Annotated in this window: 12 protein-coding genes; 10 read left to right on the forward strand and 2 right to left on the reverse strand. The window is 63.8% G+C overall.

The window, feature by feature from the left end:
• Positions 1 to 8: 8 nt before the first annotated feature.
• The gene (secF, locus tag V6M87_RS10445; RefSeq protein ID WP_332876556.1) at positions 9 to 1,031 is read left to right on the forward strand and encodes a protein translocase subunit SecF; all 1,023 of its coding nucleotides are present in this window, start codon (positions 9 to 11) and stop codon (positions 1,029 to 1,031) included.
• 178 nt (positions 1,032 to 1,209) lie between these two features.
• On the opposite strand, the gene V6M87_RS10450 is transcribed toward secF, so the two are convergent.
• Both V6M87_RS10450 and V6M87_RS10455 read right to left on the reverse strand, forming a co-directional pair.
• Complete coding sequence (locus tag V6M87_RS10450) at positions 1,210 to 2,043, reverse strand: HDOD domain-containing protein (RefSeq protein ID WP_332876557.1); 834 nt, start codon at positions 2,041 to 2,043, stop codon at positions 1,210 to 1,212.
• A 35-nt stretch (positions 2,044 to 2,078) separates the two neighbouring features.
• Entirely contained in the window at positions 2,079 to 2,360 is a 282-nt protein-coding gene (locus tag V6M87_RS10455) for a hypothetical protein (RefSeq protein WP_332876558.1), read from the reverse strand.
• A 171-nt stretch (positions 2,361 to 2,531) separates the two neighbouring features.
• Here V6M87_RS10455 and V6M87_RS10460 point away from each other — a divergent pair, with 171 nt between their 5' ends.
• From V6M87_RS10460 to V6M87_RS10500, 9 genes are all read left to right on the forward strand, one after another.
• Positions 2,532 to 3,443, forward strand: a complete 912-nt coding sequence (locus V6M87_RS10460; protein ID WP_332876559.1) for a DMT family transporter — start codon at positions 2,532 to 2,534, stop codon at positions 3,441 to 3,443.
• Between the two features lie 9 nt (positions 3,444 to 3,452).
• Entirely contained in the window at positions 3,453 to 4,394 is a 942-nt protein-coding gene (locus V6M87_RS10465) for a GlxA family transcriptional regulator (protein ID WP_332876560.1), read from the forward strand.
• A 295-nt stretch (positions 4,395 to 4,689) separates the two neighbouring features.
• Positions 4,690 to 5,946 (forward strand): acetylornithine/succinyldiaminopimelate transaminase, encoded by a 1,257-nt coding sequence (locus tag V6M87_RS10470; protein WP_332876561.1) that lies wholly within the window; start codon positions 4,690 to 4,692, stop codon positions 5,944 to 5,946.
• 58 nt (positions 5,947 to 6,004) lie between these two features.
• Entirely contained in the window at positions 6,005 to 7,036 is a 1,032-nt protein-coding gene (locus tag V6M87_RS10475; RefSeq protein ID WP_332876562.1) for an arginine N-succinyltransferase, read from the forward strand.
• Positions 7,037 to 7,045: 9 nt separating this feature from the next.
• On the forward strand, positions 7,046 to 8,068 hold the full coding sequence (gene astA / locus V6M87_RS10480) for an arginine N-succinyltransferase (protein ID WP_332876563.1): 1,023 nt from the start codon (positions 7,046 to 7,048) through the stop codon (positions 8,066 to 8,068).
• 16 nt (positions 8,069 to 8,084) lie between these two features.
• On the forward strand, positions 8,085 to 9,566 hold the full coding sequence (astD, locus tag V6M87_RS10485) for a succinylglutamate-semialdehyde dehydrogenase (RefSeq protein WP_332876564.1): 1,482 nt from the start codon (positions 8,085 to 8,087) through the stop codon (positions 9,564 to 9,566).
• A complete protein-coding gene (astB, locus tag V6M87_RS10490; protein WP_332876723.1) occupies positions 9,566 to 10,906 on the forward strand; it encodes an N-succinylarginine dihydrolase in 1,341 nt (446 codons plus the stop codon). Before astD ends, astB begins: the two co-directional genes overlap by 1 nt.
• A 117-nt stretch (positions 10,907 to 11,023) precedes the next feature.
• Positions 11,024 to 15,715 carry an NAD-glutamate dehydrogenase domain-containing protein gene (locus tag V6M87_RS10495; RefSeq protein WP_332876565.1) on the forward strand — a complete coding sequence of 1,564 codons (4,692 nt, stop codon included), beginning with the start codon at positions 11,024 to 11,026 and terminating at the stop codon, positions 15,713 to 15,715.
• A gap of 3 nt (positions 15,716 to 15,718) precedes the next feature.
• Positions 15,719 to 16,714, forward strand: a complete 996-nt coding sequence (locus V6M87_RS10500) for a succinylglutamate desuccinylase (protein ID WP_332876566.1) — start codon at positions 15,719 to 15,721, stop codon at positions 16,712 to 16,714.
• Positions 16,715 to 16,807 lie beyond the last annotated feature (93 nt).

Below are 16,807 nucleotides of genomic sequence, written 5' to 3' on the forward strand. Positions count from 1 at the left end.
GATACGACATGGAATTTTTCAAGATCAAGCGGGATATCCCGTTCATGCGCCATGCGTTGATTTTCAACGTGATTTCGGCGCTGACCTTCTTCGCAGCGGTATTTTTCCTGGTGACGAAGCATTTGCATTTTTCGGTAGAATTCACCGGCGGCACCGTCATGGAACTGCGCTACCCGCATGCGGCCGACCAGGAAAATATCCGTCGCAGCCTCGAAACGCTCGGTTACGTACAGCCCGAGGTGTCCAGTTTCGGTACCGCCCAGGATGTCATGCTGAAGCTGCCGATCCTGAAGGGTCAAGCCGCGGCGAACAGCTCGACGGCTGTCTTCAACGCCCTGTGCGCGGCCGATGGCGGCGCTACGCGCGCGGTCCAGTCGACCACCGCCAAAGGCGAAGCGGTCAGCAAGACGGGCTGCTATACGCCTGCCAATGTGGAAGCCGTCAGCCTGCAGCGCGTGGAATTTGTCGGCCCGTCGGTGGGCGATGAGCTGGCGCAGAATGGCCTGAACGCACTCATCATGGTGATTGTCGGTGTGATGATTTATCTGGCGATCCGCTTTGAATGGAAGTTTGCCGTCGCCGCCATTATCGCCAACCTGCACGATGTCGTCATCATCCTGGGCTTCTTCGCTTACTTCGAGTGGGAATTCTCGCTGACGGTGCTGGCAGCGATTCTCGCGGTGCTGGGCTATTCGGTGAATGAATCGGTCGTGATTTTCGACCGTATTCGCGAGAACTTCCGCAAGCAGCGCAAAATGTCGGTCACCGAGGTCATCGACAACGCGATCACCAGCACCATTTCGCGCACCATCATCACCCACGGCTGTACCGAGATGATGGTGCTGTCGATGTTCTTCTTTGGCGGCCAGACGCTGCACCACTTCGCGCTGGCGCTGACCATCGGTATTCTGTTCGGTATCTACTCGTCGGTGTTCGTCGCTGCCGCCATTGCCATGTGGCTGGGTGTGAAGCGCGAAGACCTGATCAAGCCGATCAAGGAAAAAGATGAAACGGATGGGGCCGTGGTGTAAATCACTGTCGCCATATAAAAAGCCGCCTGGGTCAAACCATGGCGGCTTTTTTTATGCAACTTTGGTACAAGGTGAAATGGCGCACACAACATTGGCGCCAGGGTGGTTATAGTGGAACTGTCTCTTTCAGGACATCCCTAGTTTTGGACTTCGGCCCGCTTTTCAAGCGGGCTTTTTTTTAGGACAGCGCCGCCGACAGGCTGGCAATCTCCGCCGCCGACTCCGCCAGCACTGCCGCCAGCGTGCCTTCGCCTACCGTGAAATCGATGATGGCTGCCGATTGCAAACCGGAGGCGCCTTCGTGGCGCTGCAGCGGCGACTGCGTCGTGGTCAGATCGCTGGCCAGGATCAGCGTGTCGCCCAGGTTTTCGGGCGGCAGCGCGCGCATCCCGATCCACAGTGCTTCAATAGCTTCCATCACCGGCTTGGGCACGTCGAGGCAGCGCAGCACGCCGCGTCCGATGGCGACTTCGCCGTGTTCCAGCCATTCCTCAGCGCCATCGTCGAGCAGCCCCGGAAACTCGTGGGCGCGCGACAACAGATAAAAGCCGCCGACCTGGTGCACGATGCCGGCGAACAATGCAGTCTCCGGGTCGACATGGCTGACACGCTTGGCGATCACTTGCGCCAGCGCGGCCACGTGCGCCGAGTGCAGCCACAACTGGTCGGCCTGGCGTTTCAGGGCCGGGTCGGTGATCTGGCCGCCTAACTGGCGCACGATGACCGACGCTGCCAGCGCACCGAGCGTGCGAAAGCCGATGCGCTGGACCGCTGCCTTGACGCTGGTGACGTCGCTGTTGCTGCGGTTGTAGGCTGCCGAATTGGCGATGGCCACCGTGCGCGCCGCCAGCAGCGGTTCGTTCTGCACCATGCGCGCGGCCGCTTCCACGTGGCAGTCCGGATCGGCCAGGGCCTTCTGCAACTTGAGGGTTGCAGCGACATTGGTGGGAAAGCTGATGTCACCACGCATGGCTTGCGCGGCGATGCTCTTCATTGCGTCGAGTCGGTTCATGTCTTGTCCACCAAAGTCAAAAATTACATGGTCAATCAGGCTTCGCTGAAAATCGCGTCGTAGCCGTCTTTCGGTTCTTCCGTGTTTTGCAATTCGTCGATCAGGCCCAGCTCGCCCAGTTCTTCGACGGCGTTCATGAAGCTGTTGACCTTGGTTGCACCGATGAGGCGGTAGATATCGCCTTCCTCATTGCGTACGCCGATCAGCATTTTTTCCTTGCGCACGTCGTCGACCGAGGCCACGTCGAGCAGCAGGTTGCCGATGATGTGCTTGTCGAATTTTGCCGGCGTGAAACCGTCGAGGAGGGTGGTTTTCAAAATAGGTCCTTTATGGTTAAAAAAATCGGGGGCAAATCCACAGGGATATGGGCAGGATTATAGCCGTCCTGCGTACGCTTGGAGTCCCGCAGCGTCGACCATGATTACCATAGCGCACGATGTTTCCAGTATGATCACCTTTGGTATTCACCATCACGGCAGAGAGTTTCCATGACCACCCAGTTCCGCGGCATCCTCGCCTTGCTCGTCGTCACCCTGGTATGGGGCAGCACCTTTCCCGCCATGAAGGGCATGACGGATTATTTTTCGCCAGCCTGGATCATCACGATCCGCTTCTCGCTGGCCAGTGTGCTGCTCGCGCCCTTCCTGTGGAAAGCGCGCCGTAGCGACCTGCAATCGGGCGCCTTGCTGGGACTGGTGCTGTTCGCGTCGTTCATGTTTCAAATCCAGGGCCTGTCGTTGACCAGCTCGAACCGCAACGCCTTCGTCACCGGCCTGAACGTGCTGATCGTGCCGTTGCTGGGGATATTAGCCGGGCGGATGCCCGAAAAACGCATTTTTGCAGCGCTGGCGCTGGCCATTGCCGGCCTGGTGGTGCTGTGCTGGGACAGCGGCGCCTGGGGCAAGGGCGACAGCCTGGCCCTGGCGGGCGCGTTTTGCTTCGGTTTTTACATCACCATGATGGAAAAGCGCACGCAGACGGCAGTGCGCCTGATGACCTTGACGGCGGCGCAGATCGTCACCGTCGCGATGTGCGCCGTCGTGTGGCTGCTGGCGCGCGAAGTGCCGCGCTCGAGCATCGACGCCGCCCAGGATTTCAACAATTACTGGCAGTATGTGGGCAAAGGCATCGTGCAGTACGGCTGGAATCTGGCCTACCTGGGCGTGGTGGCCACGGCCGCCATCATCTCGCTGCAAAGCTGGGGCCAGGCGCGCACGACGGCCAACGAGGCTGCGGTCATGTATGCTTTCGAGCCGGCCGCCGCCGCCTTGTTCGGCTTTTTCTGGCTGGGCGAGGCCTTGACCGGGCGCGGCTGGATCGGCGCGGCGTTGTTGATCTCCGGTATGATCATCAGCCAATGGAATACTGCGCGCCCGCCCGGCGTTCTCGCACCTGAGTAATGGTCACTAATGCAACACCCTGAATTGACGCGCCTGGTACAGGAGCTGCCCCTGCGCGTGCTGCTGGTACACGCCGGCGAATCCGACGCGCTGAGCTGGTCCGGCCTGTACCAGCCGCTGCGCCTGGCGGCCAAATTCGTCGGTCCCGGGCGACTGCACGTGGACGTGCGCAGCCCCGACAAATTCGTCGCCGACAGCCAGCATCCGTGGCACCTGGTGCTGCTCGTCGCCGATGAAGCGCAGGCCGGCCTGCGCCCGGCCAACGTGCGCCTGCTGGTCGAGCGCTGCCGCGCCGCGCCGGTGTGGGGCGGCGTCGGCGCCGGCGTGCTGTGGCTGGCCGATGCTGGCGCCCTGAACGGCGTGCGCACCGCGCTGCCGTGGGCACTGTACCCGGATGTCGCCAGCAGCGCCGACCAGGCCATCTTCACACCGCACCTATATGAACTCGACGGCAACCGCCTGACCTGCTGCGGCGGCGCGGCCAGCATCGATTTCGCGCTGACGCTGGTCGAGCTGCTGTTCGGCGCCGACGTCCAGGCCAAGGTCAAGGAAACGCTGTGCGTGGACCGCGTGCGCGGGCCGGAGGAGCGCCAGCGGGTGGCCCTGCAGGCGCGCTTCGGCATGCTGCAGCCGAAGCTGACCGAGGCGGTCACGCTGATGGAGACGAATATCGAAGAACCGCTGTCGACCGACGAAATTGCGCAGCTGTCCGGTTTGTCGCGCCGACAGCTCGAGCGCCTGTTCAAACAATACCTGGGCAGCCTGCCGTCGCGCTACTACCTGGAATTGCGCCTGCAACGGGCGCGCCAGCTGCTGTTGGACACGAATTACTCGATCGTGCAGGTGGGGCTGATGTGCGGGTTTTCGTCAGGGTCGCACTTTTCGACGGCGTTCGGGGCGCTGTTCGGGAATACGCCACGGGAAGAGCGGCAGCGCAAACTAAGTAATTAATTGGCACCCGCGCCTCAAAGACCGTCATGCTCGCCATTGGCGAACCTGACTCCCGGCTCAGGCCGGGACCCATACTGAGCATTCAACGTCGCACACGCCGCGTGGATGCAACGTCAGTATGGGTCCCGACTTTTGTCGGGATGACGGTGCATATTGTGTCGGTGCTAACGGCTGCCGGTCAAAAGTGAAAAAGCCTGTCGCACATGGAAAAGATGGCTGACCCGGCCTTTCCTATAATGTCCCATCGCGCAGCGGCTGCTGGAGCCGCGCAGACCACATTTTTGAGGAAATCGCCATGAACGCAAAGCTCGATACCGGTGTCACCACCCGCGCAGTCGGTCGCAAGACTTTTGACGAGGTCCTCGTCCCGACCTACGCCCCTGCTGCGATGGTACCGGTGCGTGCGATCGGCCTCGATTTGTGGGACCAGGCCGGCAAGCATTACCTCGATTTCACCTCCGGCATCGCGGTGTCGAGCCTGGGTCACGCCAACCCGGTCCTGGTCGACGCCTTGACGCGCCAGCTGCACCAGATCTGGCACCTCGGCAACGGCTACACCAACGAGCCAGTGCTGCGCCTGGCGCTGGCGCTTACCGAAGCGACCTTTGCCGACCGCGCCTTCTTCTGCAACTCCGGCGCCGAAGCCAACGAAGCGGCCCTCAAATTGGCCCGTAAATACGCGCACACCAAGTTTGGTCCGCACAAATCGCGCATCATCTCGTGCTTGTCGTCGTTCCACGGCCGCACGCTGTTTACCGTGTCGGTCGGCGGCCAGCCAAAGTACACCGAAGGCTTCGAGCCGCTGCCGCAGGAAATCAACCATATCCCGTACAACGACATCGCCGCTGCGCGCGCCGCCATCGGTCCCGATGTCGCTGCCGTCATCGTCGAGCCGATTCAGGGCGAGGGTGGCGTCATTCCGGGTAACGGCGCCTACCTCGAAGCGCTGCGCGAACTGTGCGACGCGACCGGCGCCCTGCTCATTTTCGATGAAGTCCAATCGGGCGTGGGCCGTACCGGCACGTTGTACGCCTACGAGCAGTTCGGCATCACGCCGGACATCCTCACCAGCGCCAAGGCGCTCGGCAACGGTTACCCGATCGGCGCGATGGTCACCACCAATGAAATCGCCCAGCATTTCAACGTCGGCTCGCACGGCACCACCTATGGCGGCAACCCGCTGGCCGCGACCGTTGCATTGAACGTGCTGGAAATGATCAACCAGCCGGCCTTCCTGGCCCGCGTCAAGGAAGCGAGCGCCAAGCTGTTTGCGCACCTGACGCAGCTCTGCGCGGACTTCCCGCAAGTGTTCGGTCCGGCGCGCGGCATGGGCCTGCTGGTCGGCTTGCCGGTCATCGGTGCGTACGAAGGCCGCGCCAAGGACATCACCAAGATCGCCGAAGGCATGGGCCTGATGCTGCTGATCGCCGGTCCTGGTGTGATTCGTTTTGCGCCGGCGTTGATCGTCTCGGACGCGCAACTGCTTGAGGCGGACCGCATCCTGCGCGCTGCCGTCACCGAGTTCGTGGCGACGGCCACACCGGCCGCGTAAGACAGCCCAGGCGCGCGGTTTCAAACCCGCGCCTGCTTTTTACGTCAAGGGAGCGCTCATGTATGTAGTCCGACCGGTGCAACTCGCCGATATCGCTGCTTTGGAACACCTGGCCGCCGTCAGTTCGCCCGGCGTGCACACGCTGCCGCGCACGCGCGACAAGATTGGCGTCTCGGTCGAGCGTTCGATCGCTTCGTTCGCCGCGCACGTCGACATTCCCAGCGAAGAGTCGTACCAGTTCGTGCTGGAGCAGCAAGCCACCGGCGAGGTACTAGGCACGGCCGCCATCTTCGCGTCGGCCGGCTCGAACGGTACGTACTTCGCGTTTCGCAACGACGTCATCCAGCAAGTCTCGCGTGACCTGAACATCAGCCACAGCGTGCATGCCTTGACGCTGTGTTCCGAGCTGACCGCTTACTCGCAGTTGTCGGGCTTTCGGGTGCAGGAGCGGGCCGTGGCCACGATGGAGGCGGCTCTACTCTCGCGCGCGCGCTTGCTGTTTGCGGTACTGGCGCCGCACCGTTTCGGCGACCGTTTTTTCGTGCCGCTGGCCGGCGTGACCGACCCGGCCGGCAAGTCGCCGTTCTGGGACGCGCTGGGCCGCAAATTTTTCAAGATGGATTTCCTCGAAGCCGAACGCGTCATCGGCGGCGCGCGCAACCGCACGCTGATCGTCGAGCTGATGCCGCACTACCCGGTCTACGTGCCGCTGCTGCCGGGCGACGCGCAGGCGGCGCTCGGTCAGATCCATCCGGACGGCGAACTGGCGTTCAACCTGCTCACCGAGGAAGGTTTCGAAGCCGACGAATACATCGACATTTTTGACGGCGGCCCGATCCTGCAAGCCCACAAGCATGCACTGCGTTCCTTCACCGGTTCGGTCATGCGCCGCGTCGGCCCGGCCGGGAACAGCCGCGCGTCGGAGGGGCAGGTAAGCTACGCGGTTGCCACCGGCAGCGGCGACGATTTCCGGGCCATCTCCGTCACCTGTGCATCGGCCGAACAAGGCGATACCATCATGCTGCCGGAAACCGCGCAGCGCGCATTGATGGTCGGTCCCGGCGACTGCGTCATCTGCGTCAGAATCTAAAGGACAGGCATGTTAGTCATCCGCTCCATCCAGTCCACCGACCTCGATGCCCTGCTCGCCATGGCAGGCCAGGTCGGCTCCGGCATGACCACCTTGAAGCCCGATCGCAAGATGCTGGGCGACCGCGTGGCGATTGCCGTCGCGTCGTTCAACGAAACCATCCCGCCGGAACAGCGTGACTATATGTTCGTGCTGGAAGACACCAGCGAAGGCCGCGTTGCCGGTATCTGCGCCATCAAGGGCGCGGTGGGCCTGACGGAACCGTTTTATAACTACCGTATCGGCACGCTGGTGCATTCGAGCCGCGAGCTCGAGGTGTTCAGCCGCATGGAAACGCTGTACCTGTCGAACGACCTGACCGGCGCGACCGAACTGTGCTCGCTGTTCCTGCATCCCGACTACCGCAGCGGGAACAACGGCAAGTGGCTGTCGAAAAGCCGGTTCTTGTTCATCGCCCAGTTCAAGTCGCTATTCACGGAAAAAATCATTGCCGAGATGCGTGGCTACCAGGCCGAGGATGGCAGCTCGCCGTTCTACGAAGGTCTGGGGCGGCACTTCTTCAAGATGGATTTCGACCATGTCGATGACCTGACGGCGCTGGGCAAAAAATCCTTCATCGCCGAACTGATGCCGCGCCAGCCGCTGTATGTGGCCTATTTGCCGGACGACGCGCAGGCGGTCATCGGCAAGGTGCACAAATCGACGCTGCCGGCCCGCAAGCTGCTGGAGCAGGAAGGTATGCACTTCGAGGGGTATGTCGATATTTTCGACGCCGGCCCGGTGCTGCAGGGTCGCGTGGGCGAGCTGCGCGCGGTGCGCGACAGCGTGCAGGCGGTGGCTGTCGAGGGCGAATACGATGTCGACGCCGTTCCTGTTCTGGTCTCGAATACCCTGCTGGGCGACTTCCGCATGATCGTCGCCAAATCCACGCCAGGCGCCGCGAAAGTCGCGCTGACCGCCGCCGAAATGGCGCTGCTGCGCGTGCAGCCCGGCGACGCCGTGCGCACGCTCTCATTGAACGCTTCCACCTGATACAGGAATCACTGTCATGGCAAATCCAAGCAATTTCATCGCAGGTGTATGGGTCGCAGGTACTGGCCCGGAACTGGTGACCATCGATCCGTCCACTGGCAAGCAGACCTGGGCCAGCAATGCATCGAGCGTAGACGACGTCGACCGCGCCGTGCGCACGGCCCACGCGACCTTCGAAGCCTGGGGCTTGACGGAGCTGGGCGAGCGCATCGATATCTGCGCACGGTTCCGCGACCTGTTGAAGGAGAACGCGGAAGAGCTGGCGGCGATCATTGCTGAAGAAGTGGGCAAACCGCTGTGGGAAGCGCGCACCGAGGTGGCGACCATGGCCAACAAGATCGACATCTCGGTGCAGGCCTACGGCGCGCGCACTGCGGAGACGGCCGCCAAAGTCGCAGACGGCAAGGCGATTTTGCGCCACCGTCCGCACGGCGTGTTCGGCGTGTTCGGCCCTTACAATTTCCCCGGCCACCTGCCGAACGGGCACATCGTGCCGGCCCTGATCGCCGGGAACACGCTGGTCTTCAAGCCCAGCGAATATGCGCCGCGCACGGCGGTCATGACGGTGCTGCTGTGGGAAAAAGCCGGGCTGCCGGCGGGTGTACTGAATCTGGTCAACGGCGGGCCCTACACCGGCATCGCCCTGGGCCAGCATCCGCTGCTCGACGGCGTGCTGTTCACCGGCAGCAGCCAGACTGGCGCGGCGCTGCATAAACAGTTTGGCGGCCAGCCGGGCAAGATGCTGGCGCTGGAAATGGGCGGCAACAACCCGCTGGTGGTGTGGGGCCTCAAGGGCAAGGCTGACGACATCGACGCGGCGGTGCACCACACCGTCATGTCCGCCTTTATTTCGGCCGGCCAGCGCTGCACCTGCGCGCGCCGCCTGATTGTGCAGGACACGCCGGCCGGCGCGGCCTTCATCGCGCGCCTGGTGCAGGTTGCGGCGCAACTGGTGGTGGGACCGTCGAACGCCAACCCGCAGCCGTTCATGGGACCGGTGGTCTCGAGCGCGGTCGCCGCCCGACTGGTGCAGGCGCAGGCCGACATGGTGGCGAAAGGTGGCGTCAATCTGCTGCAGATGATGCAGCTCGACCCCAACGCCGGCTTTGTCACCGCCGGCATCGTCGACGTGACCAACGCCGTCGGCATCCCGGACGAAGAATGGTTTGGCCCGCTGCTGCAAGTGATCCGCGTGGCCGATTTCGACGCCGCCATCAAGGCCGCCAACGCGACCGAATATGGTCTCGCGGCAGCCCTGCTGTCGCCCGACGAAACGCTGTGGAAGCGCTTTGCGCTGCGCGTGCACGCCGGTATCGTCAACTGGAACCGCCCTACCACGGGTGCGGCCAGCTCGGCACCGTTTGGCGGCGTCGGCAAATCGGGCAACCATCGTCCGAGCGCGTTTTATGCTGCCGATTACTGCGCCTATCCGGTCGCGTCGATCGAGGCGGCTACCATCGCGCTGCCCGAAAAACTGTCGCCTGGCCTGGTGTTTTGATCATGGCGCGCGAATTCAATTTCGATGGACTGGTCGGCCCGTCGCACAATTATGCCGGCCTGTCGTTCGGGAATGTGGCCTCGTTCAGTAACGTAAAAAGCGCATCGAACCCGCGCCAGGCCGCCTTGCAGGGCCTCGATAAAATGCGTGCCTTGGCGAACCGTGGTTTTGCCCAAGCCCTGTTGCCACCGCAGGCGCGCCCGAATTTCCGTCTGTTGCGCGCCATCGGTTATAGCGGCACTGACGCCGACGTGCTCGCGCGCGCCTGGCGCGAGGCGCCAGTGGTGTTGGCGTGCGCGTATTCGGCCTCGCCAATGTGGACCGCGAACGCCGCCACGGTCAGCCCGTCTGCCGATACGCTCGACGGCCGCGTGCATTTCACGGCCGCCAACCTGAACAACAAGCTGCACCGCGCCGACGAACACGTGCAGTCGACCCGCACCTTGCAGGCGATTTTCGCCAATGCCGAACACTTCGCCGTGCACCAGAGCTTGCCCTCCACGCCGGCCTTCGGCGACGAGGGCGCGGCCAATCACACCCGTTTCTCGCGTCATCACGGCGACGCCGGCGTCGAGCTGTTCGTGTACGGCAAAGTCGAATTCGACCCGTCCGCACCGCACCCCAAAAAATACCCGGCGCGCCAGACGCGCGAAGCGTCCGAAGCGATCGCGCGCCTGCATGGCCTGTCCGACACGCGCACCGTGTTCGCCGCGCAGAACCCGGATGTGATCGACCAGGGCGTGTTCCATAACGACGTCATCGCGGTCGGCAACGGCAATGTGCTGTTCTATCACGAACAGGCGTTTGCCGACGAAGCAGGCACGCTCGATGCGCTGCGCCGCACGATCGATGGCGTTGGCGCCACGTTGCAGGCAGTACGGGTCGATTCGGCGCATGTGCCGGTGGCCGATGCGGTGGCCAGCTACCTGTTCAACAGCCAGCTGCTGTCAAAAAGCGATGGCCGCATGGCGCTGGTGGTGCCGCACGAATGCCGAGAAAATCCGGCGGTTGCGCAGTATTTGTCGCAACTGCTCGCCAGTGGCGGTGCAATCGATGAACTGATCGACTTCGACCTGCGCCAGAGCATGCGCAATGGCGGCGGGCCGGCGTGCCTGCGCCTGCGCGTGGTGCTGACCGACGCGCAGGCCGCCGCCATGCACCAGGGTGTGATCATGACGGAAACCCTGTACGCGACGCTGGTCGACTGGGTCGGGCGCCATTACCGCGACCGGCTCGAGCCGCAGGACCTGGCCGACCCGCTGTTCGCGATCGAATGCAACACTGCCCTGGCCGAGCTGGAACGACTGCTTGACCTGCCGGGACTGTACGACTTATCGTGACCCATATTGGGTAACGCACGAATCTGCGCGGACAACCTGCGCACCTGAAAGCCTGACGGCACGTCGCCACAAGCGCCCATGCCAAAGGCGATACATTTTTGTAATTGGAGATACCAGATGAACGATATGTCACACGATGTGCGCAGCCAGACCATGGCGCTAGTCAATGCCAACGCGAGTACGTCGCCCGGCACCAACCCGCAAGTCCCGGCCCTGATCGGTGCCTGGCTCGGCGCCCTCGACCAGGACGACCTGGCCGGTACCGCACCCGCCAGCCTGGCGCCCGCGCTGCTGGACGGCTTCGCCCAGGCCGCCACGCGCAAGGCGCCCGGCTGCCAGATCGCGAACATCGTCTGGTCCGACGGCCGCGGCGAAAACGCCACGGCGCTGCTGGTCCTCAACGACGACATGCCCTACCTGGTCGACTCCATCGTCATGGCCATGCGCAAGGAAAAAGTGAGCGCCGCCGCCGTGATGAACGCCGTGCTGCCAGTGCGCCGCAATGCGTCGGGCGTGCTCGAGACGGTCGGCGAAGCCGGCTCCCAACTCGAGTCGTTCGTTCTGTGCCTGTTGGGCGAAGAACTCGACGCCCCTGACCTGGCCGCGCTGACCGCGCGCATCCAGATGGTCGCGCGCGACGCCGCCGTGGTGCGCCGTGACCGCGTGGCCATGGCCGACCGCATGACGGCGGTCGCCGCCGAAGCGGCCTCCCAGGGCAGCGATGGCCAGGAAGTGGCCGCGTTCCTCGAATGGGCCAAAAACGAAGGTTACGAGCCGTTCGGCTACGCCTACTACGTCGTGAAACCGGGCCAGCGCGAACTGGAACGCGATGTGGCAAGCCGCATCGGCGTGCTGCAAGACACGACGCACCCGGTCTACGGTACCTGCCTGGCGAATATCCCGGGCGACCTGAACACCTTGTCCGGCCGCGCCGATACGCTGTCGATCGTGAAAGCCGACGTCGAAGGCACGCTGCACCGCGACCAGCCGCTCGATTTTATTGGCGTGCGCCGCACTGATGCGCAGGGCAACATCCTCGGCGAGCATTGTTTTGTCGGCCTGTTCACGCGCGCCGCCACCGCGACGCCGCTGGCGCGCTTGCCGTTTGCGCGCGGCCGCGTCGCGAAGGTCCTGTCGCTGGCCGGTGTGCGCCAGGAAGGTTTCCGGGCCGAGAAATTCCTCGAGATCCTCGAATCGCTGCCGCGCACCGAAGCGCTCGAAGCCGATCCGGAATGGCTGGCGCAGGTATGCAGCTCCGTGGTCTCGCTGTACAAGCAGCCGCGCGCCAAAGTGTTCGCGCGCCGCGACGTCTACAACCGCCATTTGAATGTGCTGGTCTACCTGCCGCGCGAGCGTTACAGCGCCGCCGTGGCGGCCAGCCTGGCGCAGGCCTTGAAGGACAGCTCGGGCGCAACGGACGTCGGTTCGCAAACGCTGGTGGCCGACGGCCCGCTGGCCCGCGTCTACCTGATCGCCCACGCCGCGCGCTACCCGCTCGACCTGGAAACCGATATCCAGGGTCCGCTGCTGGCCATCCTCGATGGCTGGCATGACCGCTTCTCTGCCATGGCGGCCAGTGTCGAAGACCCGGCCCTGCGCGGCCGCCTGCGCCGCCTAGTGAACGTCTTGCCGGTCAATTACGTGAACGCCACCGCTCCAGCGGTCGCCTTCCGCGACATGCAGGCGCTGGTCGGAAATGGCCAGGGCGAGCACGTGGCCGTGCGCATCGAGCATGGCGACGACGGTGCGCCGTCGGTGCGGCTGTATTCGATCAACAGCGTACCGTCGCTGTCACGCATTCTGCCTGCGTTGAACAATGCCGGCGTCGCCATCGACCGTGAACAGACGTTCTGGGCCGACGGCGCCGACGGCACGCGCCATTACGTCACCGGCCTGTCGGTCGATGCGGAAAGCGCGGCCAAGCTGCTTAAACCCGGCGTGCCCGCCGTGGCCGAAGAGCTGTTCACCGCCCTGTTCAACGACAGCGCCGAAGACGGTCGCCTGAACGGTCTCACCATCGAAGGCGGCCTGTCGATGCGCGAAGTGCAGCTGATGCGCGCGTACATCAGCTACTGGCGCCAGACCGGCTCGAAATTTTCGATCCGCTACATGGCGGAGATGCTGCGCGCCCAGCCTGCGCTGGCGCGCCAGCTGGTCGACCTGTTCATCCAGCGCTTCAACCCGGCCCTTCCTGACGCCGAGCGCGAAGCGGCTGCTGGCAAGCTTACCACGCTGAAAACCGGCCTGGCCAAGGTGAACCACGCCGACACCGAAGAGATCATTGCGGCGCTGGCCGACATGGTGCTGGCCACCGTGCGTACCAATTACTTCCAGAACGACGGCGAAAAGATTATCTTCAAGTTCGACACGCGCAACCTGGCGCTGGTGCCGGAACCGCGTCCGTACCGTGAAATCTATGTGTTCTCGCGCCGTTTTGAAGGCGTGCACCTGCGCGGCGGCCCGGTCGCCCGCGGTGGCCTGCGCTGGTCGGACCGCATGGAAGACTACCGCACCGAAGTGCTGGGCCTGGTCAAAGCCCAGATGGTCAAGAATGCCGTCATCGTGCCGGCCGGTTCCAAGGGCGGCTTTGTCTGCAAGCAGATGCCGAAAGACGCCGTGCGTGAAACCGTGGCCGCCGAGGGCGAGGCAGTGTATCGCCTGTTCATCGCCAGTTTGCTGGAAGTGACCGACAACCGCGTGCGCGGCGAGATCGTCGCGCCAGCCAACACCGTGCGTTACGACCAGGACGATCCATACCTGGTGGTGGCCGCCGACAAGGGCACCGCCACGTTCTCGGACATCGCCAACAGCATCGCCGTGCAGCGCGGCTTCTGGCTGGGCGACGCCTTCGCCTCGGGCGGCTCGAACGGTTACGACCACAAGAAAATGGGCATCACCGCCAAGGGCGCGTTCGAAGCGGTGAAACGCCACTTCTACGAAATGGGCCACGACATGCAGACCACCCCGATCAGCATGGTCGGCGTGGGCGACATGTCGGGCGACGTGTTCGGCAATGGCGCCTTGCTGTCGCACCAGTTGAAGATCATCGCAGCGTTTGACCATCGCCATATCTTCCTGGATCCGACGCCGGACGTCGCGCTGTCGTTCGCCGAGCGCGCGCGCATGTTCGCGCTGCCACGCTCGTCGTGGGAAGACTACAACAAGGACCTGATCTCGGCTGGGGGTGGCGTGTTCCCGCGTAACGTTCGTTCGATCGCGCTGTCGCCGGAAATTCGTGCGGCGCTCGACATCGCCGAAGAATCGCTGGCACCGGAAGAACTGATGCACCGGATCGTGAAGGCGCCGGTCGACCTGTTCTACAACGGCGGTATCGGTACCTACATCAAGTCTTCGCTTGAAACCCACGCGCAGGTGAAAGATCGCGCCAACGACAAGATCCGCGTCGACGGCAATGCGCTGCGCTGCAAGGTGGTCTCCGAGGGCGGCAACCTGGGCGCCACGCAAGCGGGCCGGATCGAATTCGCGCTCTCTGGCGGTCGCATCTTCACCGATGCGATCGACAACTCGGCGGGCGTCGATTGCTCCGACCATGAAGTGAACGTCAAGATCTGGCTAGACACCGAAGTCAATGCCGGCGAACTGCCAGAGGCCGACCGTAATCGCATCCTGGGCGAAATGACGGGCGAGATCGAACGCCTAGTCCTGCGCGACAACACGCTGCAAACGCACTTGCTGGTACGCGAAGTGCAGGCGCAGATGAATCCTGCGGTGGTCGACAGTTACGCCGCGCTGATCACCAGCCTTGAAGCCGAGGGTGCCGTGTCGCGCGAGCTGGAACAGCTGCCGACGGACGTCGAACTGCAGCGCCGCAAAACGGCCGGTGGCGGCTTGACCGCACCAGAACTGGCGGTGGTGATTGCCAACGTCAAGAACCGCTTCAAGCATCGCCTGGCCGAGTTCCCGCTGATCGAATTGCCGTGGGCCGCGTCCGTGCTGCGTCCATACTTCCCGACGCAACTGGTGGCCACCCGCGATCCGCTGGCGCACCCGCTGGCCAACGCCATTCTCGCCACGGTGCTGGCCAACGAAGCGGTCAACCGCTGCGGTCCGCTGATGATGCGCGACCTGGCGCTGGAACACCGCATCGACGACAGTGAAGTGGTCAAGGCATGGGGCCAGGCTTGGTCTGCTCTGCACCTGGCGCCGGTTTTCGAGGCGCTCGATGCCGACGCGCTGAACGTGCCGCGCGATGTGTCGATTGCGCTGGACGCGCGCACCCGCGTGCTGTTCCGCGCGGTACTGGAAGGCGTGCTGTCGCTGCCAGGCGACGCGACCGGTATGGACGAATTGACGGCGTTGTTTGCGCAGCCGGATGCGGTCGGCCAGCTGATGGCCGCCAAGTCGGACGTCGATGCGTACGCCACCTTGCCGGCAGCGTTTGTGCAGGCCTGGAAAACCATCGACACCATCGAGTCGCTGGCAACGTTCCTGTTTGCGGCAGTGTCGGTGCAGCGCCCGGCCGGCATGTCGCTGGCCAGTTTTCTGCATGTCGGCATGGCGCTGCGTGCAGCAACCGGTATCGACACGCTGGAGCGCGGCCTGAAAATCGCCCCGCAAAGCAAGGCGCAGGAACAGTTGCGCAACTACGCGATGCAGGCACTGCGCCGCACCCAGCAGCGTTTGTTAATGCAGGTGATGGCGCAGGGGGGCGATCCGCTGAGCGCCGTGCGCGATGTCGCCGCAGCGCGCGGCCTGACCGGTTACGCGCCGGCGGTGGACCTCGAGCAGGCCATGCTGGACGTGTGGACGCTGTCGGAAGGTTCCAGCCCTGAACGGCTGGCGGCGTAAATCATGACGATCCCTGAAGTCGTACGCGCGCTGGCGCGCGGAGACTTTACCGAGCTGGCGCGCCGTTACAGCGCAGCCGGTTTGGTGGTCAGCGTGCCTGGCAAGGGCATGCTGACCGTGAAGTCGCCCACGCCCACGCCTGGGCGCGCCAGCGTCATCGTGTCGGTCGGCGTGCATGGCGACGAAACCGGCCCGATCGAAATGCTGGCGCACGTACTGGACGCCCTGGCGCCGGAAGCACTGGCGGTGGACCTGATGCTGTGCGTCGGGAACATCGATGCGATTTTGGCCGGCAAGCGCTTTCTCGATGCCGACCTGAACCGCATGTTCAGGCCGGTGCGGGGTGCGCTGGCCGGCACCGCGGAAGCGGCGCGGGCCGACGACATGATTGCCGCCACCGTCGGCTTTTTCGACGGCGCGGGGCCAGTGCGCTGGCACCTGGATTTGCACACCGCGATCCGGCCATCGGTGTATCCGACCTTTGCGGTGGTGCCCGACCTGCTCAGTGACCAGCGAAGGCACATGCTGGTCGACTGGCTGGGGCAGGCGGCGATCGGCGCGATCATCATGAATCCGCAATCGGCTGGCACCTACAGTTATTACGCCGCCGAGCACCATGGCGCGGCAGCGAGCACGGTGGAGCTGGGTCGTGTGGGGACGCTGGGGCAGAACGATTTGTCGCAGTTCGCCGCAGTCTCGGTGGCGCTGGACGGCTTGCTGCGCGGGGCGACCTTGCCACCGGCAGCAATGCCGTCGCGCGTGTTCCGGGTGGCGCAGGAGATCGTCAAACTGTCCGACGATTTCCGCATGGGGTTCGGCAAGGAGACGCAGAATTTTACGGCGCTCAAACGCGGCGACATCATCGCGACCGATCAGGAGACGGTGTACACCGTGTTCCATGAAGAGGAACTGGTCGTGTTTCCGAATCCGGATGTGCGCGTGGGCCTGCGCGCGGGGCTGATGGTGACCGAAGTCTCGCCGTCGTCCGGCGCGAACTAGCGCCTCCGAAGTAGAGGCTCTTATCGCAATCGATCAGTAGCCAGCGGGCCCGCCCTGCGCTACGATGCTCTCACGCTAACTACTGAGAGTAAC

It is taken from the genome of Massilia sp. S19_KUP03_FR1 (genome assembly GCF_036688685.1).
Lineage (GTDB): Bacteria > Pseudomonadota > Gammaproteobacteria > Burkholderiales > Burkholderiaceae_D > JALYUM01.

Bases quoted from the DNA above. Each gene is read 5' to 3' on its own strand.
- secF (WP_332876556.1), top strand. From the start codon at position 9: ATGGAATTTTTCAAGATCAAGCGGGATATCCCGTTCATGCGCCATGCG.
- V6M87_RS10450 (WP_332876557.1), bottom strand. From the start codon at position 2,043: ATGAACCGACTCGACGCAATGAAGAGCATCGCCGCGCAAGCCATGCGT.
- V6M87_RS10460 (WP_332876559.1), top strand. From the start codon at position 2,532: ATGACCACCCAGTTCCGCGGCATCCTCGCCTTGCTCGTCGTCACCCTG.
- V6M87_RS10465 (WP_332876560.1), top strand. From the start codon at position 3,453: ATGCAACACCCTGAATTGACGCGCCTGGTACAGGAGCTGCCCCTGCGC.
- V6M87_RS10470 (WP_332876561.1), top strand. From the start codon at position 4,690: ATGAACGCAAAGCTCGATACCGGTGTCACCACCCGCGCAGTCGGTCGC.
- V6M87_RS10475 (WP_332876562.1), top strand. From the start codon at position 6,005: ATGTATGTAGTCCGACCGGTGCAACTCGCCGATATCGCTGCTTTGGAA.
- astA (WP_332876563.1), top strand. From the start codon at position 7,046: ATGTTAGTCATCCGCTCCATCCAGTCCACCGACCTCGATGCCCTGCTC.
- astD (WP_332876564.1), top strand. From the start codon at position 8,085: ATGGCAAATCCAAGCAATTTCATCGCAGGTGTATGGGTCGCAGGTACT.
- V6M87_RS10495 (WP_332876565.1), top strand. From the start codon at position 11,024: ATGAACGATATGTCACACGATGTGCGCAGCCAGACCATGGCGCTAGTC.
- V6M87_RS10500 (WP_332876566.1), top strand. From the start codon at position 15,719: ATGACGATCCCTGAAGTCGTACGCGCGCTGGCGCGCGGAGACTTTACC.